The following is a 25,787-nucleotide window of genomic DNA, read 5'->3' as shown; positions in this document are numbered from 1 at the left end:
CGACGCATCCCAGGAATGGCCCGACACCGAACGTCAGCGCGCGCCGCGGCGTGTGTAGGCGTAGCTCAGTCGTTGTGATTGCGGCCCGCGCCCCGATCCGGGTCACGACCACGCGGGCCCTGCATCGGCCGCGATACGCCGCCGCCCTGCGAGGGCGACGAGCGACTACCGCGCCAGCCACCCTGCGGTGGCGACGGTCGATCTCCACCGCCATGCCATCCACCCGGCGGTGGCGACGGACGATCGCCCCCGTGCCAACCGCCAGGCGGTGGATTCGGCCGCCCCGGCCCATGATCGTCACCACGCGATCCCCAGCCGCCCGGCGGCGGCGGACGCCCGTGCCAGTTGCCATCGCCACGGCCCGGCGGCGGCCCGTGGTTCCAGCCTCCCGGCGGCGGCCGGCCATGACCGTAACGATCGCCGTAATAACGGCGCCCGTAGCCATCGCGGTAGATCACCGTGGTGCCGCCGTAACAGCAGCCCGGCCCGTAGCCGTAATAACCGTAACCGGGGGAATCGACATAACCGACCCCACCCGAAACCACCGTCGTCGTCGTTTCCGTCCCGTAATACGCATCGCCACCCGATGCATTGCGCACGTACCCGTAATCCGGATCGTAGTAACAGCCGGAGAGCGCAAGACAGGCAGGTAATGCCAGCAATGACAACGAGAGTCGGCGCATGGTGGGCCTCGGTGATGTGATTCCCACACTGCGCCGCCATCTTTGAACGCGCGCTAAAAAAGAAAGGGCCGCGAAAGCGGCCCTTTCCCTTCATTCAGCCGACCTGGATCAGCCCTTGTTCTTCTGCTGGTCGCCGCGCTCGTGCGACGCATTCGCGTAGCTGGCTTCCGGCGACGGCACCTTCGGCGCATCGGTCTCGTTGCCGGCCTGCGTGCCCGGGTTGCCATTGCGATCGCCGGACGGCCACGACGGCGGCTGGCGGTCGCGCTCCTTCTTCGCTTCGAGCAGCGCCTGGATATGCGCTACCGCTTCTTCCTGGGTAATGTGCTGCACCGGCTCATCGGCGGGTGCGGCCGGCTTTGCCGCGGGACGCGGACGCGGCGCGGTGCGGGCGGCCTTCTTCGCCGGCGCGGCGACCGGTGCCGCCGTCTTCTTTACCGGGGCCTGGCTCGGCGCCGTCTTCTTCGCCGGTGCCTTGCGCGCAGCGGTCTTCGCGGCCGCCGTCTTCGGCGTCGGCTTCACGGCGACCTTGCTTGCCGCGGCCTTGGCGGACGCCGTCTTCGGCGAGGGCCGCACGACGACCTTCTTAGCGGCAGCCTTGGCGGAGGCGGTCTTCGGCGACTGCCTCACGGCAACCTTCTTCGCGGCCGCCTTGCGGGCTGCGGTCTTCGGCGCGGCCTTTTTCGCGACCGGACGCGCGACCTTGCGGGCCGCCTTCTTCGGCGCGGCGCTCCGCTTCGCGGTGGCCTTCTTCGCCGGGGATTTCTTCACGGCGGCCTTGCGGGCGGCCGTCTTGCGCGTCGCCTTCTTCGGCGCCGCCTTCTTTACCGCGGCCTTCTTCGCCGTGGTCTTCTTTGCGGCCGTCTTCTTCACCGCCTTCTTCGCCGCCGGGCGGGCGACCTTGCGGGCGGCCTTCTTCGGTGCAGCCTTCTTCGCGGCTGCCGCCTTCTTCACTACGGATTTCTTCGAAGCCGATTTCTTCGCCGTGGATTTCTTCGCGGCAGACTTACGGGTGGTTGCCATGCGCTAACTCCTCCTGCGGTAGTAGCCGACGCGAACCGCCCCCCAGCGGGGAAACCCGCGTGCATGCCGGATGATCTGGGTGATCTTTGGAATCCGGTAGTCGGATGATGTAACAGGTATCGCCCGAAGTCACATCAATTTGTCGGAAAAGTTCAGTTCCGAATCAGAAACCGCCGGGTTGCGAGACAGTATTGATGAAGTGCGTGAGTACACCGGGCTGCAGCGCAATGGTGAAAATGACGCCGTAAGCGGCCCCCCACAGGTGCGCGCCATGGTTCACGTTATCGCCGCCGCGGCGATCCATGTAGATCGAATAGACGACGAAAAGGATGGCGTAAAGAATGGCCGGCATGGGAATGACGATGACCAGGATCCGCGACCACGGGGCGAACAGCACGAAGGCGAACAACACCGCCGAGACCGCGCCCGACGCGCCGAGGCTGGTATAGCCGGCGTTCTTCCGGTTCTTGATATAGGTCGGCAGGATCGAACAGAGCAGCGCGCCGATATAGAACGTAACGAAACCCAGCGGCCCCATCAGGCTGGTGTAGAACTGCTCCATGGCCCGCCCGAAGAAGAACAGCGTGAGCATGTTGAAGAACAGGTGGCCGAAATCCGCGTGGACCAGGCCGTAACTCACGAGCCGGTAATACTCGCGGCTGCGGGTGATCGCCGGTGGCCACAGCACCAGGTCATCCATGAGGCGACGGTTCTGCAGGGCAATGAACGAGACCACACAGGTCACGAGGATAATGAGGATCGTAGTGATCATGCGCGGGTACTGCGTCCTGGAAACGGCTAACCAGCGCGCATCTTGGCGGCATCGCACCGCCTTGTGAACCCCGCCCCGCCCCTTATGGGGGCTATTATTCACGACTTCCCCCTGCTCCCACCCGACGATGTCCCCCATCCGATACAAGCAGCTCGATGTTTTCGCCGCCCGCCATGGTGGCGGTAACCCCCTTGGCGTGGTGATCGATGCCCAGGGCTGGTCGGACGAGCGCATGCAGCGCTTCGCCCATTGGACCAACCTGGTCGAAACCACCTTCCTCCTCCCTGCGCGCGCCGAAGGTGCCGATTATCGGGCGCGGATCTTTACGCCCAGCAAGGAGATCCCCTTTGCCGGCCACCCGACCATTGGCAGCGCGCATGCCGCGCTGGATGCCGGGTTGATTACGCCGGATGCCGCCGGCGTGGTGTGGCAGGAGTGTGGCGCGGGCGTGCTGCCGATCCTCGTGGAAGGCAGCGGTGCCAGCCGCGAGCTGTTCGTCCAGTCGCCCAAGGCCCGCGTGGTCGGCGATGCCTCGCGCGGTGGCGAAAGCCTCTCGAGCGTGCTCTATGGCGTGGCCCTGGGCGCGCTCAAGCCGGCGTGCGTCGAAGGCGGGCGGCGCTGGTGGCTGGCGGAATTCGCCGATGAGGCGGCGCTGCGCGGCTGGCGTCCGGACCATGCGGCGATCCGCGCGCTGGCCCTGGCCACCGACACACTGGGGCTTTGCATCTTCGCGCGCACGCCGGAAGGCCTTGCCGTCCGCGCGTTCCCCGCGGGTGTCGGCATCGTCGAGGATCCCGCCTCCGGTGCCGCCAACGGCCTCATCGCGGCCTATGTCGCTTCGCACGACACCAGCGGTGCCCTCGCCAAGGGCTATGTCGTGAGCCAGGGGCGCGAAGTGGGCCACGATGCGCGGATCATCATCCGCATCGATGGCGAACACGTCTGGGTCGGCGGCCGGACCAACACCATCATCGATGGCGTGGTCGACTGGCGCGACGCCTGACGCTCAGGCGTCCATCGCCTCATCGAGGCGCAGGGTCAGGCACTTCGCGGCGCCGCCGGACTTCATGTATTCGTCGAGGGCCACCTCGATCACCATGAACCCGGCGGCCTCCAGCCGTGCACGCAGGTCCGGGCTGGCCCGGTTGAGGATCAGCACCCGGCCCAGGTTCACCGCGTTGCAGGCGAACGCCACGGCATCGTGCTCATCCACGGTGATCCGCTCCGCCGGCGGCACGTGCCGCTCGATCAGCGCGAGCGAGTCCGCATCGAACGCCGCGGGGAAATACAGGGTGTAGCCGTCCGCCAGCGGGCAGAAGCAGGTATCCAGGTGATAGAACCGCGGGTCGGCGAGCCGTAACGGCAACACCTCGATATCGAGCAGGCGGGCCAGGGCTGGCGCCGCTTCGAGGTCGGAGCGGTGGCCATGCCCCATCCACAAGCGCCGGCTGGTGCCGCGATCGAACAGTGCATCGCCCGCGCCTTCGAAGAAGACGCCTTCGGGAAGCTCGACGACGTCGAAGCCATGCCGGGCGAAGTAGGCGTGGTTGTGCGGCTCCTCCCCCTTGCGTTCGTCGTAGCGGAAACGGCTGGGTACGAAGCTGTTGCCGAATACGAGCCCCGCGTTGGCCGCGAAGACCATGTCGGGCTGGCCGGCGGCGGCCGGCTGGATGACGACATCGGCGTGGCGCTGCACGGTCTCGCGCAGGGCATCCCACTGGCGCTGGGCGCGCTCGGCGGTGGTGTCGTGTACATGGCTCGTCATCCATGGGTTGATGACGTAGCTGACCTCGAAAAACGTGGGCTCGCACATCAGGATGCGCGGCACGGTGCGCTCGTACGTCGGGGTCGTTTCTGCCATGGACGGGAAGCGCCTGGATGGGGGAACGAGCCCCCATCATGGCAGAAACGCCGGGCTTCCCGTCAACGCAGGCCGTCGACGATCGCCGAGACGGTGGCCGAGGAGAAGTGCAGCTCTTTCAGGGCCTCTTCGAGCGAATCGCGGGAGTTCACCTCGCTCTCCACCTGCTCGCCCACGCTGGCGGGGGAGACGTGCACGAAGCGGTTGCCGTCCTGGTAGGCGATGCCCTCGTCGTGCACCGTCTGCTTCGTGAGCACCTTGTACGTACCGTCCTGCGATTCGCGTACGGTCACCGCCCGGCCTTCGTGCTGGCCCTCGTACACCGTTTTCCAGCTTGCGGTCATGTTCTCTCGCCTGGGAAGCCGCACAACAGCGTGCCGCCCGATTGTCGCCAACCCGGCGGCCAAGCGATTGTGAAGACGTGCTAAAAACGAGCTTACGACTCAGCCCTTGAGGTTGGCCCGCGCCGCGGCCACCCGGGCCAGGCCTGCCCAGTCCAGGTCGCCATCGCCCCGGTTCAGCGACTCGAGCATGGCATCGTGGAGCACGCTGGCCACGGGCATGGGCACCCGCTTCGCCTCGGCGGCCGCGCGTGCCAGCCCCACGTCCTTGAAACCCAGGCTGAGCTTGAAGCCCGCGGGCTCGTAGCGGTCCGCGGCGATCATCCCGCCGTAGATCTTGTAAACCGGCGCCGGGAACAGCGTGTTCTGCATGACCTCGAGGAAATCCTTAGCGTCCACGCCGTGGGCACGGGTCAGTGCGGCCGCCTCGGCCATGCTCTCGATGGCCGCGCCGATCAGGAAGTTGCCGCCGATCTTCACCACCGCCGCGCGGATGGGGTCGTCGCCCAGCGGCCAGACCTTCGCCGCGAGCAGCTCCAGCAACGGCTGGACGCGCGCCACGTCGGCCGGCGCGCCCGACGCGAGCAGGTTGAGCTGGCCGGCCGCCGCGACCTCGGGCCGCCCGAAGACGGGGGCCGAGACGAAACCCACGCCACGCGCCTTGTGCGTTTCCGCGAGCTCCTGCGCCAGGGCCACGGAGATCGTGGCGTGGTTCACGTGGATCGTGCCCTCGGCCAGCACCGGCAGCACGCTGCCGAGGATGACCTCACGCACTGCGGCATCGTTGGCCAGCATGTTGTGGACCACCTCGGCGCCCTGCACCGCTTCGGCCGGCGAGGCGGCAACCTTCGCGCCCTGCGCCTTCAGCGGCTCGGCCACCGACGCCGTGCGGTTCCACACGGTGACGTCGTGGCCACCCTTGATCAGGTTCGCGGCCATGCCCGCGCCCATGCTGCCCAGCCCGATAAAACCGATACGCATAGCGGATGCTCCTGTCAGACGGCCTGGCCCGCGGCGTGGCCGGAGGCCCAGGCCCATTGGAAGTTGTAGCCACCCAGGTGGCCGGTGACGTCGAGCACCTCGCCGACGAAATACAGGCCCTGCTGGCGTTTGGACATGAGGGTCGCCGAGGACACCTCGTCGGTATCCACGCCACCCAGCGTGACCTCGGCGGTGCGATAGCCCTCGGTGCCGCTGGCGACCAGCGGCCAGTCCTGCAACTGTGCCGCGATGTCCTTCAATTCGGCGTCACGGTACTGGCGCATGGGCTTGCTCGGCAGCCACACCTCGCACAACCGCTCCGCCAGGCGGCGCGGCAGCAGGCTCGAGAGCACCGTGCGGAACTCGGCCGCCGGGCGCTCCTCCCGTCCCTCGCGCAGCGCTTCGTAGGCGTCTATGCCTGGCAGCAGGTTCAGGCGCAGGTCCACGCCCGGCTCCCAGTACGACGAGATCTGCAGGATCGCCGGCCCGCTGATGCCGCGGTGGGTGAACAGCATGGCATCGCGGAAGCTCGTGCCGTCGGCTCGCGCCTCGATCGGCAGGGCCACGCCGGCCAGGCCATCGTAGCGTTCCTGGTGCTTGCCGCTGAGCGTGAGCGGGACGAGCCCCGCGCGTACCGGCAGCACGGCATGGCCAAACTGCTTCGCCACGTCGTAGCCGAAGCCGGAGGCTCCCAGGCTGGGGATCGACAGCCCGCCGGTGGCGATGACCAGCGACGGCGCGCTGAACCGGCCCAGCGGCGTATCGCAGCCAAAACCACCCTCGCCCGCCTTGATCCGGGTCACCGGTGTGTTCAGCTCCACGCGGACGCCCGCGGCGGCACACTCGTCGAGCAGCATGCGCACGATGAGCTTGGAGGATTCGTCGCAGAACAGCTGGCCGGGGCTCTTCTCGTGGTATTTGATCCGGTGCTTCTCGACCAGGTCGATGAAGTGCCACGGGGTATAGCGGGCCAGGGCCGACTTGCAGAAATGCGGGTTGCGGCTGAGGAAGTTGGCGGGGGTGGTGTTGGTATTGGTGAAGTTGCAGCGCCCACCGCCGCTCATCAGGATCTTCTTGCCAGCCTTGTTGGCATGGTCGAGGACCAGCACCCGCCGGCCGCGCTGGCCGGCCACGATGGCGGTCATGAGGCCCGCGGCGCCTGCGCCGATGACGATGGCGTCGTATTCCATGGGTGGGGGCCTGCCTGGTCGTGCAAACGCATATGGTAGCCCGGTCGCGTAGACTTGTCGGCTGTGACCCCTATGTGAGGATTTGCCCCATGCCTTCCTTCGACATCGTTTCGGAAGTCGACAAGCACGAACTGAGCAACGCCGTGGACCAGGCCAACCGCGAGGTTTCGAACCGGTTTGACCTGAAGGGCACCAAGGCGAAGTTCGAGCTGGAGGACAGCGTCATCACGCAGAAGGCCGATAACGAGTTCCAGATCGAGCAGATCCACCAGATCCTGCGCACGCGCCTCGCCGCGCGCCAGATCGATGTGCGCGCGCTGGACGTGGGCAAGGTGGAAACAAACCTGGCCGAAGCCCGCCAGAAGGTGACCGTGAAGCAGGGTATCGAGCAGCCGGTCGCGAAGAAGATCATCGCGAAGATCAAGGAAGCGAAGCTGAAGGTCGAAGCGCAGATCAACGGCGAGAAGATCCGCGTCACCGGCAAGAAGCGCGACGACCTCCAGGACGCCATCGCCCTGCTCCGCAAGGCCGATTTCGAACTGCCGCTGCAGTTCGAGAATTTCCGCGACTGAGGCGGCTCGCCTTCGCGTCCGTACCGGAGTGCGCCTCCGGCGCAAATGTACGGATTCGGACTTCCGCCGCACTTACGTACCCTAGGATCACGTACAGACCGTCGTACTCCGAAACATCTGAAAAAATCCACGCATTTTTCAGACTGGTCTCATTCCCACTCTCGGATCACTTGCCTAGATTTCTCCCGTCCCACGCCACCCCGGCGTGGATATGGGAGATGTGCATGGGTTTGAGTTCAACACTAATGAGATGCATGACGGTTGCGACGCTGATTTTCACCAGTCTGACGCCTGACCGCGCGGCCGCGGCTGGCCGCATCGAGGTAATGCTCAAAGCCGCAAGTCCCGATACACCCGGAGGCAGGATCCTCGTAACAATGACGAACTCCGGGGACGCACCAGTTCACGTCATGAAACTGAACACTCCTTTCGTGGAGACCGGCGGACGCCTTCCTCGCAACCTGTTCAAAATCACCGACGAACAGGGGCACGAGGTGCCGTACCGTGGGCAGTCGATCACCTTCGGCCCGCCGACCATGAGCACCTTTCGACTGATATCACCGGGCGAAGTCCTGACCAAGGAAATCGACCTTGCGCCCGAGTATAAATTTCTTCCCAACAGCCTCTATACCGTCGACTACGAACTGAACCTCGACAGCGAGCCCGACGCCTACGTGACCTCCTCAGCCGAACGAGCATCGTTCTTGAAGCCAACGCAAGCGCGCGCCGTTGCAAACCAGATCACCATTTTCTTCGAGACCGCCGTCGCTACTCGAATAGCACCGCCGAGTGACCAAGACTTAACGTGCACCGACGACCAAAATATGGCAATCCTCGGCGCTCGTGCAGAGGCACAACGGAGGCTTTACGCAGCGGAAACTGCAATGGAATCGCGCTATACGGCGCATATCGAGCACGGAAAACTCGTTTATCGCTTCACACCCCATGCGAGATACACGCGATGGTTCGGAGTGCATGATGACTCGGAGGCAAACCGCGCTTCCGACGACTGGGGTCTAAACGATAATGCACGCGCTCTCGAGACAGTGGTGGCCACCGTGAAACGGATGAACGCGAGCAAGCTTGACGCCCAATGCGGGTGCCCAGGTTTTGACCCCAACACAGCCGCGCACGTCGTGAAGGATGAGCCTTATAGGATTTACTACTGCCCCAGGTTCTTCACACTTCCTAAATTTGCGGCGTACGCATCGCAAGCAGGCTCAGTGATGCACGAGCTTTCGCACTTCAACACGTTTTATCCCGGTACCGACGACTTCGAGTACGGCCGGATCGAGGCAGAGAAATTGGCTAAAGAAAGACGGTCGACCGCTGTACGCAATGCCGACAACTTCGAGTTTTTCTTCACTGACACCACGCCCTACGAAGCACCGGATATTTCTTCGCACGAGGGGACACCATAAGTGATTGTTAGTGCGGATGCGTTAATCGCCGCGCAGGATCAACTGCGACGCAAGTGCATTGCGATTGCCCTGCTCCATAAGGCCGACTTTGAACTGCCGCTGCAGCTCGAGACTTTCCGCGACTAACGATTCGCCGTGGGAGCGCGCTTGCGCGCGATTCGAGCGTTCGGCCAGCCCCAATCGCGAGCAAGCGCGCTCCCACGGGTCTCGCTCTGCTTTAAAGGCTAGCGATACGACTACGGTTACGCCCGTCGTTCTTTGCTTCGTAAAGCGCTTCGTCAGCGCGGCCAAGGAGCGAGTTCAACGACTCCGGCGCGCGCCACATCGCGACGCCCGCGCTCACCGTGATCCGGATCCTGTAATCGCCGTGGACGATCACCTGCGACGCCAGTGCATGGCGCACGCGCTCGGTGATATCCAGCGCATGTTCCGCCAGTGCGCCCGGCAGGCACAGGATGAACTCCTCGCCGCCGAAGCGGCCCGCCAGGTCATCCGCGCGGCACATCGACGAAATCACCCGCATCGTCTCGCGGATCACCGTATCACCCGCGAGGTGGCCGAACGTATCGTTCACCGTCTTGAAGTCATCGATATCCAGCAACACCATGCTGAACGGGATGCCATCCGTCGCCGCGCCCTGGCGCACCCGCTCCGCCTGCTCCAGGAACCGGCGGCGGTTCAACGAACCGGTCAGCTCGTCGGTACCCGCCAGGTGATCCAGCCGCTCATTCGCCGCCTTCAGGTCACGCGTACGCGCTTCCACCTGGGCCTGCAGCAACTCCGCGCGGCGGCGCAGGTACAGCGTGCGCAGGTAGACCAGGCCAAAGAACATCGCCACGGCCACCGCGACGCCAAGCAGCAGGGTCCACGGGCTCTCATACCAGCGCGGAACGACTTCCACCCGCACCGATGTCTCGATCGTCCGCGCGTCCAGCCCACGCATCGTCGCGCGCAGGCGCAGCGTGTACGTGCCGCTGGCCAGGTTCGTGTAGATCGCACTCGGCGGAATCCCGCGCGCCACCTCGTTCCACGCCGTATCCGTATCGTCCATGCGGTACGCGTAATGGGTTTCCTGCGGCGCACGGTAATCGAGCAACGCGAAATCCACGCGCAGGTTACGGCCGTCGCCGTCCAGCTTGATCCTGCCGTTCTCGTCCGGCAGCTGGGCCAGCGGCACGGACTTGTCATTCATGGCGATATGCGTGACCGCCAGGCGCGGCGACGCCATCTGCGGCGCGACCCAGTACGGGCGCACCACGGTCAGGCCGCCCAGGCCGCCGAACATCAGCTCGCCGCCGGGTGCTTCGGCCGCGGCGCGGTGGATGTAGCTCGGGATGCGTAGGCCATCGCGGATGCCCAGGTCGAACACCCGATGGCTCGCCGCGTCGACCATGGCCACGCCGTTGGCCATCGACGCCCACACGCGGTCATCGTGGTCCACCAGCAGCGCGTTGATCTTCGTATTGACCAGGCCCTCGCGCGCGCCGATCACGCCGAAACGGAACGGCCCGCGCTCCTGGAAATCATCCAGGTAGGCGATGCCGCCGAACGTGCCCAGCCACAAGCGGTTGTGCGAATCGAACGCCATGGAGCCGGTGTAATCCTGCGGCAGGCTCTTCGGGTCCGCCGGCTCGTGGCGGATATTCACGAAGCCTGGCTCGCCGTCATACGCGACGCTGATGCCGCTGATGGTTGCGAACCACCACGAATGCGCCATGCGCACGATGTGCCGCACCTGGTCGCCGACCAGGCTGCGCGGATCCTTGTCGTCGTGGCGCATCTGCCGCAGCGCGCGGGAGACAGTGTCGTAGCGGAACAGGCCATCGTACGTGCCGATGAGCAGGTCGTTCCCGTCGCGCTGCATGGAGAGGATGAGCCGGCCATCCAGGCTCGGGATCATCGAGCTCTGCAGGGCGAAGGTGTTCGGATCGATCCGCGATACGCCCTGGGCGCCCGCCCAGATCGACCCATCGGGCGCGACGACGAAGGCCTGCACGTCGCGCTCGGCCTGTTCACCGCCCAGCTGGAGGTGGCGCATGCCGCCGCTGGCGAGATCGAGCACGTCGATGCGGCCCATGCCCAGGCCGAGCCAGATCCGGCCGCGCGGGTCGACGAACACCGAGTGCACGTTGGCGTTCGAGAGGGTGTGTGATTGCAGCGGCGACGGCAGCACCGAGAACACCTTGCGGCCGTTCGGGTCGTAGTGCGCCGCGCCCAGCTCGGTCGCGACCCAGATGTTGCCGGTCCGGTCCTGGAAGATATCGCGGGTGATGTCGCCCGGCAGCGACGAGGCCATGGCCGCGTCGTGCGAAAGCGCGCGCAGTTGCCCCGTGTTGAAATCGTAGGTGACGACGCCCGCACCGTCGGTCGCAGCCCACAGCACGTGCTCGGGCGTTTCACGGAAGGCGCGGATGGTGCGGCGGCGTGCCAGGCCGGTCTTCCCGGAATACCCGGCGACCGCACGCGCATGCCAGTCCGCGGTGACGTATACCGCGCCCGACTGCCCGGTACCGATCCATATCCTGTCCTTGCTGTCCTGGTACAACGCCCAGACCTGGTCGTGCAGGATCGAGTCGATTTCCGGATCGCCGGAGATGATCCGTTCGAAATGGCCGCCCGGCTTGCGCACGAACACGCCGTTATCCAGGCCGACCCACAGGTTGCCGGCGCGGTCCTCGCTGACCGCGAACGTACGCCGGACCATCGACGGATCGTCGCCGGGCTGGCCCGACACGTGCGTGATCTCGCCGGTCGAAAGTTGCAGGCGGTCGAGGCCCCCTTCGGTGGCGATCCAGAACACGTCGGGATCGTGCGAGCGTGCGATCGCGAACACCTTGCCGTTCGAGGTACCGCCCTTCCCCACCGGATAAAGATGGAAGCGGACCGTCTTCGGATCGAAGCGCAGCAACCCACCCGCGTTGGTGCCTACCAGCAGGCCGCCATCGTCGAGCGGCATCAGCGCGCGCACGTAGGCATCGGGGAGCACCGCGCCGCCGTAGGAATCGGGTTCCTGCCCGAACACCTGCATGCGGTAGCCGTCGTAGCGCGCCAGGCCGCCGAAGGTGCCGATCCAGATGACGCCGGCCTTGTCCTGCACGATCGCCGTGGTCGTCGAGTGCGGCAGGCCGTCCGTGACGCCTACGGTATCGAACCAGGCCGTCTCATACGCCGCCCACGGATCGACACCGACTTTCGGCGCCACCTGTGCATGCGAGATACCCACCCACAACACAGAGGTGACAAAGACAACAAGAAGGGCACGCCACGACAGAAAGCGGAAGGGCCAGTGCGGACGTTCAGCCTGCATAAGCCATCGAAGGGTCGAGGTAACGGCTGAACGCATCGGCCGTCATGGGGCGAGCGAAGAAATAGCCCTGGCCGATGTCGCAGCCAAGGCCGCGCAGCCAGTCGGCCTGCGCTTCGGTTTCCACGCCTTCGGCGATGGTCCGCATGTTCAGCTTCTTGGCGAGCCCGACAATAGCCTCGGTGATCTCGCGATCGGCCAGGTTCGAGTCGCTGCCGCGGACGAAGCTCTGGTCGATCTTGATCGTGCCGACGGGCAGTTCGCGCAGGTGGCTGAGGTTCCAGTAACCCGCACCGAAATCGTCGATCAGCAGGTCGAAGCCGTGCGAGCGCAGCTTCACCAGCTGGCGAAGGGTCTCCTCGGGCTCGCGCATGGCCGTGGATTCAGTGAGCTCGAAGCGGATGCGCGTGGGGTCGACGCCGAACGAGCGGACCACGCGGTGCAGCGTCTCGACGAAGGCCGGGCGGCTGAGCTCGTGCATCGAAAGGTTGATCGCCACGTAATCCACGTGGCGGCCCGCCTTGTCCCAGGCCTGGACCTGGGCCAGCACGGCGCGCAACACGTATTCGCCGAGGCCATGGATCAGGCCGGAACGCTCGGCCACGGCCACGAAGACGCTCGGCGGGACATCGCCGCGCACCGGGTGGTGCCAGCGCGCCAGCGCCTCCACGCCGGCAAGGCTGCCGTCGTGCAGGTGGCGCTTGGGCTGGTACTCGACATCCAGTTCGCCGCGCTGCAGGGCCTCGCGCAATTCGACGGTCAGCGCGAGGCGCTCGCGGGCGGCCTCGAGCATGCCTTCTTCATAGAAACGGAAATCGGCCTTGCCGGTTTCCTTCACCGCATACATGGCGGCATCGGCGTTGCGGATCAGGCTGTCCGCTTCCTTGCCATCCTGCGGCGCAATGGCCACGCCGATGCTGGGGCTGACCGCGACGAGCTGGCCCGCCACGTTCACCGGCTGCGAAACGAGGTCGAGCACCTTGCGGCACACCCGGACCAGGTTTTCCATGCCGCCATAGGATTTGACCACCACGACGAACTCGTCGCCGCCAAAGCGCGAGACGGTGTCGCGCTCGCGGACGCTGCTCCGAAGCGAGGTGGCCACGGCGCGCAGGAAGGTATCGCCCGCTTCGTGGCCCAGGGTGTCGTTGATCGACTTGAAGCCGTCGAGGTCGATGAACATCACCGCCAGCATGGCGTCGCGGCCGTCGGCCAGCGCCTCTTCCAGCTCGCGCATGAGGAACGCCCGGTTGGGCAGCCCCGTCAGGGTGTCGTGGTAGGCATGGAAGGCCAGGGCCCGGCGCGCTTCCTCGCGTGGATCCTTCAGGCGGGCGTGGAGCTTGCGGCGCTGGGTGACCAGCATGGTGATGACGATGGAGGCCACCGCGAAGACCACCACCAGCGAGACCAGCCAGCCGAGCCCGGCGCCGCTGGTGCTGAATCCCGAGCAGCTGTTGCCGTCCGGCCCCGCGAGGGGCCAGCGTGCGCAGTTCGAGACGGCATGGCGTATGCCGTTTTCGACGCTAATTGTCAGCACGCCTCGCTCCGGCCTGGCTTTGCCAGGCGCTGGGACCAACCAACCATTGTGACCTCACCGGGAGCCTGGGGAGAGCCCGGGCAAGGTACGACTCATCTCCGGCTTATCGGCCGTGGGCACCCGCAACTTTAATGCCCCCGCCACGCCGGGTCCCGCCGTCTTCACATTCGGTGAGATTGGCGGGCCCAGCACGCATGATGCTGCCTTAGCGGAAAAACGCAATCCGTGCCGTTCGTCGTACCCCGGATCAGCGTCCCTTGGCCGGGGCGGCCAGGTAGGTGTCGAACCAGGCCAGGGCCCGTGCGAGCACGTCGCGGCGGCTGGCGTCGCGGGCAAAACCGTGGCCCTCGCCCGGGTAGACGATCAGCGAGGTCGGCACGCCCTGGGCGCGCAGGGCGTGCCAGAACTCGAACGACTGCGGCGCCGGGGTCTCGGCATCGCGCTCGCCGACCACCACGAGCGTCGGGGTCTTCACGTGCTTGATGTAGTTGATGGCCGAGCTCTTGCCGTAGACGCCCGGGTCGTCATACACCGAGGCGCCGAAATACGGCTTCATCCACTGGTCGATCAGGTTCTGGCCGTAATAGCTCTGCCAGTTGGAAATGCCCGCGCCAGCCACCGCGGCCTTGAAGCGGTCGGTCTGGGTCACCGCGAACATGGTCATGAAGCCGCCGTAGCTCCAGCCGGTGAGGCCCAGGCGCTTGTCGTCGACCGGGTGGGTCTTCTCGATCGTATCCACGCCGGCCAGGGCATCACGCAGGTCGCCGTAGCCGAAATCCTTGCGGTTGGCCTGGACGAAGGCTTCGCCCTGCCCGTAGCTGCCGCGCGGGTTGGGCATGAACACGAAGTAGCCGAGCGCCGAGAGCGGCGCCGCACCGTAGCCGGCGTTGGGCCAGCGCGGGAGCACGGCGGCGGCGGGGCCGCCGTGGATCGAGACGATCATGCCGTAGCGCTTCGCCGGGTCGTAGTTGGCCGGGTACAGCAGCCAGCCCTGGACGTCATGGCCTTCGTTCTTCCAGGTGATCGACTCGGCCTTGCCCCACGACGGCTTCAGGCCGGCGTTGAAGGACGTGACCGCGACCGGGGCCGACTTCGCGCCGAGGTCGGCAACGTGCACTTCGTAGGGCTTGTCGAAGCTGCTGGCGACGAACGCGGCGTGGCTCTGGTCCTGGGTCAGCGAAAGCGACATGGAGAGGCGGCCGTCGCCCAGCGACATCGGCAGGTCGAACAGCGTGGTGGGGGTAGCCGCACCCTGCGCCGGCACCGCATAGCTGGTGACGCGGCTCGCGCCGGCCACCTGCTCGGAGACCACGAGGCGATCATCCGCCGCCCACGACAGCCAGGCCGGCGTGGTGTGGATATCGGGGGTGATGTCTTCCGGGGTGCCGCCGTTGGCAGGCACGGTCCAGATGTCGCCGCCCGTGGAGCCCTGGTCGCTCATCAGGCCGCCGATGAAGGCGATGCGCGAGCCGTCCGGCGAGAAGCGCGGCACGGCGATCTGCAGGTCCTTCAGCGGCCCCTTGAGGGCGTTGGTATCGACGATGACATTGCCCTTGGCACCTTCGGTGGCGGGCTGGACGTAAAGCTTGGCGATCCACCAGTTGTTATCGCCCGGCGGCTCGGCGGCGACGTAGGCGATGCGTTTGGCGTCGGCCGAAAGTGCATATTCGTAAACGTGCAGCCCGGCCGGGGTGAGGACGCGCACCGGGCCGCCGGAGGCGCCGACGGTCGCGACCTGCTGCACCTCCAGGCCCTCCACGCCGATCTCGCCCAGCTGCGGCTTGGCCGCGGCGGTGGCGCTGGCACGGCGCGTGGCGTTAGGCACGTAGAGGAAGGCCAGCTGCTTGCCGTCGGCCGACCAGGCCAGGCTGCTGACGTAGCCGGTGAGGTGGGTCAGGCGCTGTGCCGCGGCCTTGCTGGTGGTATCGACCACCTGGATATCGTTCTGCTTGCCCTCTTCCACGCCGGCGCCCTTGCCGCCGCAATCGGAGAGGAAGGCGAGGTGCTTCGAATCGGGTGCCCAGGCGACGCTGGTTTCGCTGCAACCCTTCGTGGCGGTTACCCGGCGGGCGTTGCGCCCGTCCACATCGGCGACCTGCAGCACGGGCTTGCCGTCGGTCTTCACCGCCCAGGCCAGGTGCTTGCCATCCGGCGAGATCGCCACGGACTCCACCGTGCGGACCTTGCCAAGGCTTTCCAGGATCGCGGCGATGCGCGGGTCGTCGGCTTTCGGGGCCGGCTCGGCCTGTGCAGCGGTGACACAGGCAAGCGCGATGGCTGCGGCGATCCAGGTTGTACGCATCGTTTGGGCTCAGGACGTGTAGGAGCGGTGAAACCTACCACACCACGTCCGCCGGGTTGTGGGAGCGCGCTGTGGGAGCGTGCTTGCACGCGATGGGTGCTTGCGCCACCACCCATCGCGCGCAAGCGCGCTCCCACAAGGAAGGGCCCGTCAAACCAGCAGGTTCTTGTACTCCGTATTCCGCTCGAACCAGCGCACGGCGTAGGAACATGCGGGGTGGATCTTCCAGCCGTTGTGGCAGGCCACGTCCACCGCCTTGCGGGTCAGCAGGTTGGCGATGCCGCGGCCGGCGACCGGCTCGGGTACCCCGGTATGCGTGATGACCATGGTCTTGCCTTCCAGGCGGTAATCGAGCTCGCACTCGTGGCCGTCCACGGTCGCCAGGAACACGGTGTTCGCACGGTCGTGGGTGATTTCCAGGGGTTTCGGGTCTGCACTCATCGTCGTTCTCTCCAAGCCATCTCGGCCGCCCCTTCGCATTCTGTCGATGGCCGGGGCGTTAGCTTTATCGATGACAGAGCATGCGCGCCTTCACCACCACAATCCAACACCCAACGGAGAAGCATCATGCAGAAATGGGGCAAGGCAGTCTGGACGGGCAACATCAAGGAAGGCCAGGGGCTCATCTCGAGCCAGACCGGGGTACTGAAGGATGCACCCTACGGCTACGCATCCCGGTTCGAGGATGGCCCGGGCAGCAACCCGGAGGAGCTGCTGGGCGCCGCGCACGCGGCGTGCTTCACCATGGCCCTCTCGCTCATGCTGGGTGACAACGGCCTCACCGCCGACCGCATCGAGACCAAGGCCGACGTCACGCTGGCGAAGGATGGCGAAGGCTTTTCGATCACCAAGGTCCACCTGACCACCAAGGCGAAGGTGCCCGGCACCGACCAGGCGAAGTTCACCGAGATCGCGAAGCAGGCGAAGGAAGGCTGCCCGGTGTCGAAGGTCCTGAAGGCCGAGATCACCATGGACGCCACGCTGGAAGCGTAAACTGCCCGCGCCGCCGGGTTCGCCCGGCGGCGCATCCGGCTGCCAGGGTAACGACCACACGTGCTGATCATCCACGAACACGGCAAACACGAACGCGCGACCGTCTGGACGCCAGGGATGGGCCGCCCCGACGCGCCGATCTGGATCGACCTGCTGGAACCGAGCGAGGACGAGCGCCGCTGCGCCGCCGAGATCACCGGGCTACGCGTGCCCGAGCGCTCGGACATCGTGAACCTCGCGATGTCGAGCCGCATCCGCACGGATGACGACGCGATGTACCTGTCGATCCCCTATTTCGCGGACACCAACAACGGCCACGCGTCACAGCCCGTCGGCATCGTGGTGACCAACCACGTGCTGATGACACTGCGCTTCAGCGAATCGCCCGCGTTCGACCTGGCCAACGAGAGCTGCACCCACCAGAACTGGGAATCCAGCGCGGACGTGCTGGCCACGCTGATCGAGGCCATCGTGAACCTGGGCGCGCAGCGCATGGAGGATGTCTCGGCCGAGCTGAAGAAGCTCTCCGACCGCGTGTTTACCCCGGAACGGCTTGGCACGCCCGTGCTGCGGGATTGCATGCTCGAGGTCGGCCGACTGGAGGGCATGCAGGCGCGCAACCGCTCGTCGATGCTGGGCGTCCAGCGCATCGTCTCGTTCGTGCGTGCGAAGAAGCCGGAATGGATGAGCGAAGCGGTGGAGGTCCGCCTGCGCGTGGTGGAGCACGACCTGCGCACGCTCGATGAATTCGACGACCAGCTCACCAACAAGCTGCAGTTCCTGCTGGATGCGACGCTGGGCTTCATCAGCACCGACCAGAACCATGTGATGAAGGTGCTGACCGTCACCTCGGTGGCGACGATCCCGCCGGTGATCCTCGCCGGCATCTGGGGCATGAACTTCAAGTACATGCCCGAGCTCAACTGGCACTGGGGCTATCCGCTCGCCATCCTGGTGATCATCGTCAGCATGATCCTGCCGGTGCTGTTCTTTAAATGGCGCGGGTGGTGGTCGGGGGACTGAGCATGCTGCGCAACCTGCTCCGCCCCGCGACCGCGCCGATCCGGCGCTGGGTGATGACCGCCTTCCCGAAGCCCCCTTCCGGCGGCATCGACTATGAACGCCCCGTCGGCGACCCCGGCCTGTTCGGGCCGAACTCGGTCACCTGGCGCATCCACAACGATTTCTGCGGGATGCTGGCGGGTGGCTTGTGCGCGCTGTACCTGCAGACGCTGCATCCCCGTGCGCTGGCTGGCGTGTGGGACCATTCGAACTTCCGCGGGGACCTGGTCGGCCGGCTGCGCCGCACCACCACGTTCGTGGGCGGCACGACCTACGCGCCCACGCACGAAGCGCAGGCCATGATCGAACGGGTCCGCACGATCCACGCGCAGGTGCGCGGCGTCGACGAGGCGGGCGTGCCCTACACCGCCGATGACCCCGACCTGCTCACCTGGGTGCACGTGAGCGAGATGTCCAGCTTCCTGGCCGGCTTCCGCGCCTATGGCCCGATGGAGGTGCCGCCGGCGGCGGCCGATGCCTACTTCAATGAAACCCGGCGCATCGCGGAGGCGTTGGGCGCCCGCGATGTCCCCGGCTCCGTCGCGGCCCTGGACGATTACGTGCGCAGCGTGATCCCCACCCTCGCCTATACCGAGCGCACCCGCGTCGTCCTCGAGGTGCTCGCCGACCTGGACCTGCCCGTCCCGCTCGCCGGCCTGTCACGCGACATCTTCCTCCACGCCGGCGCCTACCTGCTGCCACCCTGGGCGAGCGAGCTGCTACGCCGCAGCCCGGCCGACCAGATCAAGGGCCGCGTCGCGGCGCGAACGCTACGCGGCATGGCGCCGCTGTTCCGCGCGGCCCTGACCGATGGGGTCGCGACGCGATCGTGTCACCGGGTTGGGGTGGATCGGGGGCTGCTCACGACTTGGCCCGCACGGTGACCTGCCCCAGCCGCACTTGTGGGAGCGCGCTTGCGCGCGATTGACGCTGCCGCTAGCACCCATCGCGTGCAAGCACGCTCCCACAGCACGCCCCCACAACACGCTCCCACAACACGCCGCGTCCTTACAGGGGCTAGCGCCGTATGTGAAGGCCGCCGCGTGCGACTCAGTTCACAGTTCTCACCATTCCGCGAGAATTTGCACTAAAGTTATCGGCTTTCCGGTCGCTATAACTTGCTGGGGAGCCCACCGGCTCCTTCGCGCGTCGCGATCACCAGGGCTCACAGGGGGCCTTCTCGGGGGAGGATGGGTTCGGTGCGACTTCATACGATCAAGCGTGGCCTGCTGGCCGCGGGCATGGGCCGGCCGTGAGTTCAGCCTGGCACTCGCTCGCCGGTGGCATGCCGGAATCCAGGCTCCTCGCCTCCGTGGCGGAGTTCACCCATCACCGCGATATCGACGCGCTGGACCACAGCCTCGTGCTGTCGATGGCCGAACTGGTCGCGGTGAAGAGCGTGACCCTGTGCAAGGCGGGCGACAGCCTGCAACACCCCGTTGAATCCCTGACCGTCTGCACCCGCAACGGCGAGGGCCGCTGCGTCGTCGAGGCGCTCGAGCCCATGCGCGATGGCGACCCGGTGGATACCATCGTCTGCTCGATGGAGACGCTGGAAGTCATCTCCGACGTGACCGACGACGGCAGCTGCCGGCTGGTCGTGCCGATCATCCGCGACCATGTCGCGATCGGCGCCCTGATGCTCGAGGCCGACGACACGCTGGATAGCGTGCGCACCATGGTCGAGGGCTTCGCCCGGATCTATGCCAACTACATCGCCCTGCTCAATGAGAGCGAGCGCGACAAGCTCACCGGCCTGTACAACCGCCGCAGCTTCGAACAGCGCCTGCAGCGGCTGCTGAAGCTCCAGCGCCAGCGCGCCCGCGCGCTGCGTCGCGACGAGGAGCGGCGCAGCGCCAGCGAGGATGTCGCGCAGATCTACCTCGCGATCCTCGACATCGATCATTTCAAGCGCATCAACGATACCTGGGGCCATGTCTACGGCGACGAGGTGATCCTGATGCTCGCGCAGCAGATGCGCGCCTGCTTCCGCCAGAACGACGTGCTGTTCCGGTTCGGTGGCGAGGAGTTCGTGATGCTGCTGGCGTCGGAGGACAAGTTCTCGGCCGCCAATGCACTGGAGCGTTTCCGCGAGCATGTCGCCCGCTGGTCGTTCCCGCAGGTCGGCCACGTCACGGTGAGCATCGGCTACGCGCGGATCAGCGAGCACGACTATCCCGAGATCGTGCTGGATCGCGCGGACAAGGCGCTGTACTACGCCAAGCAGAACGGGCGGAACAGCGTGCAGGGCTTTGAGGCGCTTACCGCGCGAGGCGAACTGGCTGCGCCGGTGGCGTTGGGCTCGATCGATCTGTTCTAAGCGCGTGACAACCTGTGGGAGCGCGCTTGCGCGCGATGGGTGTTACCGCAAGCCCCATCGCGCGCAAGCGCGCTCCCACAACGGCGTGACTGCAGCCGTTGGTTACTTCACCACACCGCAAGCAATGCGATCACCGCCACCGCCCAGCGGCTTGGGTTCGTCGGAGTAGTTGTCGCCGCCGGCGTGGATCATCAGCGCGTGGCCCTTCAGCGTGGCCAGGCTCTTCAGGTGCGGGGCGGTCACAGCGGTCGTATCCGTGCCGTCGGCACCCACCGTGATCTTCGGCAGGTCGCCTTCATGGCCCATGCCGTCCGGACCTTCGTGCTTGCCGGTCTTGGCCGGATCGAAGTGGCCACCGGCCGCCAGCGCGGCGCCCTTCTTGCCGTCCTTCTCGCCCGGCGCGCAGCTCGGCTTCTCATGCAGGTGGAAACCATGCTCGCCCGCCGGCAGGCCCTTGAGGTCCGGGGTGAAGACGAGGCCGCCAGCGCTTTCGCTGATCTTGACCGAGCCCACTGACGCGCCGTTGCCGTCAACCGAGACCATCGTCATCGGCACCGTCACGCTCTTGTCGGCCGCCTGCGCCGCGCCACACACCAGCAGCCCGGCCGCCACGATTGCGAACTTTCTCATCTTGCACTCCCCAAACGGATGAAAGGTGGTCTGGGATACTGCACCGCGCGTGCACGTGGCGTCCACATCGGCGACCCGGCCCTTGTGGGAGCGCGCTTGCGCGCGATGGGTTTGCCGCGAGCACCCATCGCGCGCAAGCGCGCTCCCACAGGCGGGGGGTGGGCTAGCTGCCGAAGATCGCGCGGATGTCTTCTTCCGTCAGCAAGCGCCACGTGCCCGGCTCGAGACCACCGAGCGTCAGGCCGCCGAGGGCGGTGCGCTCCAGCGTCTCGACATGGTTACCGACGGCGGCGAACATCCGCCGGACCTGGTGGTAGCGGCCTTCGGTGAGCGTGAGCCGCACGTGGCGTGGCCCGAGCACCTCGAGCGATGCCGGTTCCAGCGGATCGGTTTCGCCTTCCAGCATCAGCGTGCCCGCGGCGAACACCTCGGCTTCGTTGCCTTTCAGGTCTTCGGCCAGGGTCGCTTCGTACACCTTCCCGAGTTCGCTCTTCGGCGAAATGATCCGGTGCAGCAGCTGGCCGTCGTCGGTGAACAGCAGCAGGCCGGATGTATCCCGATCGAGCCGCCCCACGGTGGAGAGCACGGGGTTGCGCACTCCGAAGCGCGGCGGCAGCAGGTCGTAGACCAGCCGGCCCACGTCCTTGCGCGAGCAGGTGTAGCCGGTGGGCTTGTTGAGCATCAGCAGCATGCCCTGCGGCGGGTCGAGCGGCTCGCCTTCGAAGCGGACATCGGCGTGCTCGACCTTGTCGTCGGCGTACAGCACCTCGCCGCTGGCATCGGTTACCGCACCTTCGCGGAAGAGCTGGGCGACCTGCTTGCGGCTGCCGTAGCCGAGGTTGGCGAGGAGTCTTACGAGTTTCATGGGCGGGGATCCTTCGCTTCGATCACCTTGAAGCCATCGCGATCGACCACGGTGCGCACCTGCCCGAAGCAGGCGGCAAGCGTGGCCTCGTACGCGAGATGGCGGTTGGCGACCATCCAGAAGCGGCCGCCCGGCGCCAGCGCGCGGGCAGCGGTAACAATGAAGGCACGGCCAAGTTCAGGCTGGTCGGCACGGCCCTGGTGGAAAGGCGGGTTGGAAACGATGGCGTCGTAGCGGCCATCCACGCCATGGGTGACATCGCCCCACACGACCCGCGTATCGATCGCGCGGCCGCTGCGAGCGACCGCCGCGGCGATGTTCGTGCGGGCCGGCTCAAGGGCGCGCCCTTCGGCCTCGAAGAGGTCGATCGACGTCACCTGTGCGCAACGCTCGACTACTTCGCAGGCGAGGTAGCCGAAGCCTGCACCGAGGTCCGCGACGCGACCGCGCAGGTCGCCGGGGAGCACGCTGGCGAGCAAGGCCGACGCGATGTCGATGCGATCCCAGGCGAACAGTCCGCGGCGGCTGGTGAAGCGGCCGTCAGCGATCGGCTGGGGAGCGTCGAGCGCGAGCCATTCACCGAGCAGCGCGGCGTCGGGGGCCGCGCCGGGCAGCGTCCAGAAGACGCGGCATTTGTGTTTCGAGAGCTGGCCGACGCTTCCGGACAGCAGGGCGAGGTCCGCTTCGGCGGTCTTGGCGCCTTCGGTGTTGGGGACGCTGGCGACGACGATGCCGGTGGGTGAAACGACGCTCATGGCCTGGGCGAACAACAGGCGGGTTTCTTCGCGTTGGCGGGTGGGGAGGATGAGGACGAATTCGTACTTGGCGGCGTCTACCATCGCGCGCAAGCGCGCTCCCACAGGGGGTGTGTTGGCTGTGGGTGGGTCGGTGATGACGTCGTATTTGTGGCGGGCGAGTGCGTTGGCGGCGGGGGCGAATGATTGTTGCAGCACCCAGCCGGGGCGGATGTGTTCGCGAAGGGCCACGCCTTCGCGGGCGCGCAGCATCAGCACGCCGCCTTGCGCCGGCAGCGTGAGTTCGCCGGTGGCGAAGGGTACGAACAGCGCTTCAAGCGCGGCGTCGGAGGCGGAACCGGCGGACACGTCGGTGATTCCATGAGGTCTTGGACCCGCCATTCTAGCGTTTTGTACGGAGCCCGCAGATTTGTCCAATAACGACACCCGGCCAGCCGCCAGACTCTGCCTTCCCGACTTTTTTCCCCGGAGATCCACCCCCATGCCCTATATCAAGGTCAAAGACGGCACCGAGATTTTCTACAAGGATTTCGGCAACGGCCAGCCGGTCGTGTTCTCGCATGGCTGGCCGCTCAGCGCCGATGCGTGGGATGCGCAGATGATGTTCATGTCGAACAACGGCTTCCGTACGATCGCCCACGATCGCCGCAGCCACGGCCGCTCGACGCAGACGTTCGACGGCAACGACATGGATACGTATGCCGATGACCTGCACGCCCTGATCGAAGCGCTGGACCTGAAGGACATCATCATGGTCGGCCATTCCACCGGTGGTGGCGAAGTGGCGCACTACATGGGCCGCCATGGCACGAAGCGCGTTGCGCGCGCCGTGCTGGTGGGCGCCGTGCCGCCGCAGATGATCAAGACCGAAGCCAATCCGCTGGGCCTGCCGAAGAGCGTGTTCGATGGCATCCGCGATGGCGTGTGGAACGATCGCTCGCAGTTCTACCGCGACCTGACGATGCCGTTCTACGGCTACAACCGCGATGGCGCCAAGGTGTCCGAAGGCGTGCGCGAATCGTTCTGGCTGCAGGGCATGATGGGCGGCCTGAAGGGCCAGTACGACTGCATCCGCGAGTTCTCGGAAGTCGATTACGGCCCGGACCTCGACAAGATCGACGTGCCGGTGCTGCTGATCCATGGCACCGACGACCAGATCGTACCGATCGACGCCGCCGCCCGTTCGGGCGTGAAGCGCCTGAAGAACGGCACGCTGAAGGAATACCCGGGCGCCCCGCACGGCCTGGTGACCACCGAGCAGGACAAGTTCAACGCCGACCTGCTGGCGTTTGCGCGGGGCTAAGCCCGCACGCCTGCCTGACCCTTGTGGGAGCGCGCTTGCGCGCGATGGACGGTGCCGCACCCTTCATCGCGTGCAAGCACGCTCCCACAACGCCCCCCTGACCCTGTGGGAGCGCGCTTGCGCGCGATGGCGGTGCCGAACGGTCAGCTACTGCACGAAAGCATCGAGCAGCCGACCCGGTCGCGGGCCCAGTCGGGCCGGCGGCCGGCGAGGTGATCCTTCCCGGGCTGCGCCTCGTACGGATAACGCAGGACCTCGAGCAGCTCCGTCACGCCGCTGTTATCGCCCTGCTCCGCCTTGTCGATCGCCTGGTGGGCAAGGTAGTTGCGCAGCACGTAGCGCGGATTGCTCGCGTGCATCAGCGCCAGCCGCTCTTCCTCGGAGGCCTCGTCCTCGCGCACCCGCTGTACGTACTGGTTCAGCCATGCATCCAGCGGTTCACTGACCGCCAGGCGCTGCGCCTCGCTGTAGAACGCCGCACCCAGCACACCCGCATGCGGAGCATGCACGTCCAGCGACGCGAGGTCGCGGTAGAAGATCGTCATGTCCATGCCGCCGGCGGTCAGCACGCCGCGCAGGTCGGCGATGAGGTCGTCGTCGCCGTCGCGCGCATGCAGCAGGCCGAGCTTCGCGGCGGAATACGCCGCGTCGGTCGCCTCGAAGGTCTCGACGTACGCATCGAGGCCCCGCTGCAGCGGCTCCGCGCTATCGAACAGCGGCGACAACGCCTGCGCCAGCGCCTGCAGGTTCCAGTAGCCGATCTGCGGCTGGTTGCCGAACCGGTAGCGGCGGTGCTGGCGATCCGTCGTGTTGGGTGTCCAGTCCGGGTTGAAGTCGTCGATCCAGCCGTACGGGCCGTAATCGATGGTGAGGCCCAGGATCGACAGGTTGTCGGTGTTCATCACCCCGTGGACGAAGCCCACGCGCATCCATTCGGCCATGAGCCGGGCCGTGCGCGTGCTGACCTCGCGGAAGAAAGCGGCATAGCGCTCCGCTTCCGGCAACGCGTCGATCGCAGGGAAATGCGTGCGGACGGTGAAGTCCACCAGCCGCCGCAGCAAGGTCGTGTCTCCCCGCGACGAGGGCAGCTCGTAGTTACCAAAGCGCAGGAAGCTCGGCGCGACGCGACAGACGATGGCGCCGGGCTCCGGAGCCGGGTTGCCGTCATACATCACATCGCGCACGACCTGGTCGCCCGTGGCCACGACCGAAAGCGCACGCGTGGTCGGTACCCCCAGGTGGTGCATGGCCTCGCTGCACAGGAACTCGCGGATTGATGAGCGGAGCACGGCGCGGCCATCGGCGCCGCGCGAGTACGGCGTACGCCCTGCGCCCTTCAACTGGAGCTCCTGGCGCCCGTCGTGCGCGGTCAGGACCTCACCCAGGCCGATCGCGCGGCCGTCGCCGAGCTGACCGGCCCAGTGGCCGAACTGGTGGCCACCGTAGGCCATGGCGTAACCGGTCATGCCCCGGATGCTGGCGTTGCCCGCGAAGATCTCCGCGAAGTCCGGCCGCCCCGGGTCGATGCCGAGCATGGCCGCGACCTCGCCCGACACGGCCACGATGCGGGGTGCCGCCGCGGGCGTCGGTTCGACCCAGGAAAAGGCCGCGCCGGTCACCTGGCGCGAGGCCAGGTGCGTATCCGGGTCGGCGGGCAACTCGCGGGTGAAGGCGTTGTCGAAGCGGAGGTCTGTCATCGGGGTGGGGGCTTGGGCGTTCTCTGGTATATCCGGCCGGACATGGGCCGCAACAACCCCCATCACTCTGCGGGAGCGCGCTTGCGCGCGATGGATCTTGTCGCGGGTCCCATCGCGCGCAAGCGCGCTCCCACAGAATCCCGGAGGCGCGCGGCAGGACGGCCCACCATGAATT

General features: G+C 66.5%; 23 protein-coding genes. 8 read left to right on the top strand and 15 right to left on the bottom strand.

Features of this window, described 5'->3' with window-relative positions; translation table 11 throughout:
* Window positions 1–65: 65 nt before the first annotated feature.
* The 3 genes from ACZ6YI_RS04450 to ACZ6YI_RS04440 all read right to left on the bottom strand — a co-directional run bounded on the left by ACZ6YI_RS04450 (window position 66) and on the right by ACZ6YI_RS04440 (window position 2,478).
* Window positions 66–683, bottom strand: a complete 618-nt coding sequence (locus ACZ6YI_RS04450) for a hypothetical protein (protein ID WP_465777586.1) — start codon at window positions 681–683, stop codon at window positions 66–68.
* Between the two features lie 108 nt (window positions 684–791).
* A complete protein-coding gene (locus tag ACZ6YI_RS04445) occupies window positions 792–1,706 on the bottom strand; it encodes a hypothetical protein (RefSeq protein WP_465777585.1) in 915 nt (304 codons plus the stop codon).
* A 163-nt stretch (window positions 1,707–1,869) separates the two neighbouring features.
* Window positions 1,870–2,478 carry a rhomboid family intramembrane serine protease gene (locus ACZ6YI_RS04440; RefSeq protein WP_440325062.1) on the bottom strand — a complete coding sequence of 203 codons (609 nt, stop codon included), beginning with the start codon at window positions 2,476–2,478 and terminating at the stop codon, window positions 1,870–1,872.
* A gap of 127 nt (window positions 2,479–2,605) precedes the next feature.
* Between ACZ6YI_RS04440 and ACZ6YI_RS04435 the strand changes: the two genes are divergently transcribed.
* A complete protein-coding gene (locus ACZ6YI_RS04435) occupies window positions 2,606–3,481 on the top strand; it encodes a PhzF family phenazine biosynthesis protein (protein ID WP_440325060.1) in 876 nt (291 codons plus the stop codon).
* 3 nt (window positions 3,482–3,484) lie between these two features.
* On the opposite strand, the gene ACZ6YI_RS04430 is transcribed toward ACZ6YI_RS04435, so the two are convergent.
* The 4 genes from ACZ6YI_RS04430 to ACZ6YI_RS04415 form a co-directional block, all read right to left on the bottom strand.
* Window positions 3,485–4,339 (bottom strand): dimethylarginine dimethylaminohydrolase family protein, encoded by an 855-nt coding sequence (locus ACZ6YI_RS04430; protein ID WP_465777584.1) that lies wholly within the window; start codon window positions 4,337–4,339, stop codon window positions 3,485–3,487.
* A gap of 62 nt (window positions 4,340–4,401) precedes the next feature.
* Window positions 4,402–4,683: a hypothetical protein gene (locus tag ACZ6YI_RS04425; RefSeq protein WP_440325057.1), complete on the bottom strand. Its 282-nt coding sequence runs from the start codon at window positions 4,681–4,683 to the stop codon at window positions 4,402–4,404.
* 99 nt (window positions 4,684–4,782) lie between these two features.
* Window positions 4,783–5,661: an NAD(P)-dependent oxidoreductase gene (locus ACZ6YI_RS04420; RefSeq protein ID WP_465777583.1), complete on the bottom strand. Its 879-nt coding sequence runs from the start codon at window positions 5,659–5,661 to the stop codon at window positions 4,783–4,785.
* A gap of 14 nt (window positions 5,662–5,675) precedes the next feature.
* The gene (locus tag ACZ6YI_RS04415; RefSeq protein ID WP_465777582.1) at window positions 5,676–6,851 is read right to left on the bottom strand and encodes a BaiN/RdsA family NAD(P)/FAD-dependent oxidoreductase; all 1,176 of its coding nucleotides are present in this window, start codon (window positions 6,849–6,851) and stop codon (window positions 5,676–5,678) included.
* An 89-nt stretch (window positions 6,852–6,940) separates the two neighbouring features.
* Here ACZ6YI_RS04415 and ACZ6YI_RS04410 point away from each other — a divergent pair, with 89 nt between their 5' ends.
* Both ACZ6YI_RS04410 and ACZ6YI_RS04405 read left to right on the top strand, forming a co-directional pair.
* Entirely contained in the window at window positions 6,941–7,423 is a 483-nt protein-coding gene (locus ACZ6YI_RS04410; RefSeq protein ID WP_247427502.1) for a YajQ family cyclic di-GMP-binding protein, read from the top strand.
* 254 nt (window positions 7,424–7,677) lie between these two features.
* A complete protein-coding gene (locus ACZ6YI_RS04405; RefSeq protein ID WP_465777581.1) occupies window positions 7,678–8,844 on the top strand; it encodes a M35 family metallo-endopeptidase in 1,167 nt (388 codons plus the stop codon).
* 217 nt (window positions 8,845–9,061) lie between these two features.
* Here the strand turns inward: ACZ6YI_RS04405 and ACZ6YI_RS04400 are convergent, their stop codons facing one another.
* The 4 genes from ACZ6YI_RS04400 to ACZ6YI_RS04385 form a co-directional block, all read right to left on the bottom strand.
* Window positions 9,062–12,046 (bottom strand): ligand-binding sensor domain-containing protein, encoded by a 2,985-nt coding sequence (locus ACZ6YI_RS04400; RefSeq protein WP_465777580.1) that lies wholly within the window; start codon window positions 12,044–12,046, stop codon window positions 9,062–9,064.
* A 94-nt stretch (window positions 12,047–12,140) separates the two neighbouring features.
* Window positions 12,141–13,685 carry a putative bifunctional diguanylate cyclase/phosphodiesterase gene (locus tag ACZ6YI_RS04395; protein WP_465777579.1) on the bottom strand — a complete coding sequence of 515 codons (1,545 nt, stop codon included), beginning with the start codon at window positions 13,683–13,685 and terminating at the stop codon, window positions 12,141–12,143.
* A 247-nt stretch (window positions 13,686–13,932) separates the two neighbouring features.
* Window positions 13,933–15,987 carry a S9 family peptidase gene (locus ACZ6YI_RS04390; RefSeq protein ID WP_465777578.1) on the bottom strand — a complete coding sequence of 685 codons (2,055 nt, stop codon included), beginning with the start codon at window positions 15,985–15,987 and terminating at the stop codon, window positions 13,933–13,935.
* Between the two features lie 150 nt (window positions 15,988–16,137).
* The gene (locus tag ACZ6YI_RS04385) at window positions 16,138–16,428 is read right to left on the bottom strand and encodes a GNAT family N-acetyltransferase (RefSeq protein WP_440329022.1); all 291 of its coding nucleotides are present in this window, start codon (window positions 16,426–16,428) and stop codon (window positions 16,138–16,140) included.
* A 126-nt stretch (window positions 16,429–16,554) separates the two neighbouring features.
* Between ACZ6YI_RS04385 and ACZ6YI_RS04380 the strand changes: the two genes are divergently transcribed.
* From ACZ6YI_RS04380 to ACZ6YI_RS04365, 4 genes are all read left to right on the top strand, one after another.
* Window positions 16,555–16,980, top strand: a complete 426-nt coding sequence (locus ACZ6YI_RS04380; protein ID WP_465777577.1) for an OsmC family protein — start codon at window positions 16,555–16,557, stop codon at window positions 16,978–16,980.
* A gap of 60 nt (window positions 16,981–17,040) precedes the next feature.
* Window positions 17,041–18,003, top strand: a complete 963-nt coding sequence (locus ACZ6YI_RS04375) for a CorA family divalent cation transporter (protein WP_465777576.1) — start codon at window positions 17,041–17,043, stop codon at window positions 18,001–18,003.
* Between the two features lie 2 nt (window positions 18,004–18,005).
* A complete protein-coding gene (locus ACZ6YI_RS04370) occupies window positions 18,006–18,926 on the top strand; it encodes an oxygenase MpaB family protein (RefSeq protein ID WP_465777575.1) in 921 nt (306 codons plus the stop codon).
* A 368-nt stretch (window positions 18,927–19,294) separates the two neighbouring features.
* Complete coding sequence (locus ACZ6YI_RS04365; protein WP_465777574.1) at window positions 19,295–20,362, top strand: GGDEF domain-containing protein; 1,068 nt, start codon at window positions 19,295–19,297, stop codon at window positions 20,360–20,362.
* Between the two features lie 102 nt (window positions 20,363–20,464).
* Here ACZ6YI_RS04365 and sodC read toward each other — a convergent pair whose 3' ends face one another.
* The 3 genes from sodC to ACZ6YI_RS04350 form a co-directional block, all read right to left on the bottom strand.
* Window positions 20,465–20,992 carry a superoxide dismutase [Cu-Zn] SodC gene (sodC, locus tag ACZ6YI_RS04360; RefSeq protein WP_440329428.1) on the bottom strand — a complete coding sequence of 176 codons (528 nt, stop codon included), beginning with the start codon at window positions 20,990–20,992 and terminating at the stop codon, window positions 20,465–20,467.
* 163 nt (window positions 20,993–21,155) lie between these two features.
* Window positions 21,156–21,857 (bottom strand): pseudouridine synthase, encoded by a 702-nt coding sequence (locus ACZ6YI_RS04355; protein WP_465777573.1) that lies wholly within the window; start codon window positions 21,855–21,857, stop codon window positions 21,156–21,158.
* Window positions 21,854–22,960, bottom strand: a complete 1,107-nt coding sequence (locus ACZ6YI_RS04350) for a class I SAM-dependent methyltransferase (RefSeq protein WP_465777572.1) — start codon at window positions 22,958–22,960, stop codon at window positions 21,854–21,856. The genes ACZ6YI_RS04355 and ACZ6YI_RS04350 overlap by 4 nt, the downstream gene beginning before the upstream one ends.
* 133 nt (window positions 22,961–23,093) lie before the next feature.
* On the opposite strand from ACZ6YI_RS04350, the gene ACZ6YI_RS04345 reads away from it, so the two are divergent.
* Window positions 23,094–23,915, top strand: coding sequence for an alpha/beta fold hydrolase (locus ACZ6YI_RS04345; protein WP_465777571.1), 822 nt, complete (start codon window positions 23,094–23,096; stop codon window positions 23,913–23,915).
* Window positions 23,916–24,058: 143 nt separating this feature from the next.
* Here ACZ6YI_RS04345 and ACZ6YI_RS04340 read toward each other — a convergent pair whose 3' ends face one another.
* A complete protein-coding gene (locus tag ACZ6YI_RS04340) occupies window positions 24,059–25,612 on the bottom strand; it encodes a protein adenylyltransferase SelO (protein ID WP_465777570.1) in 1,554 nt (517 codons plus the stop codon).
* Window positions 25,613–25,787 lie beyond the last annotated feature (175 nt).

The sequence above is a fragment of the Luteibacter sp. NPDC104163 genome (assembly GCF_055584245.1).
The sequence above is the reverse complement of the archived record's forward strand: the minus strand, read 5'-3'. Positions and strand labels throughout refer to the sequence as shown.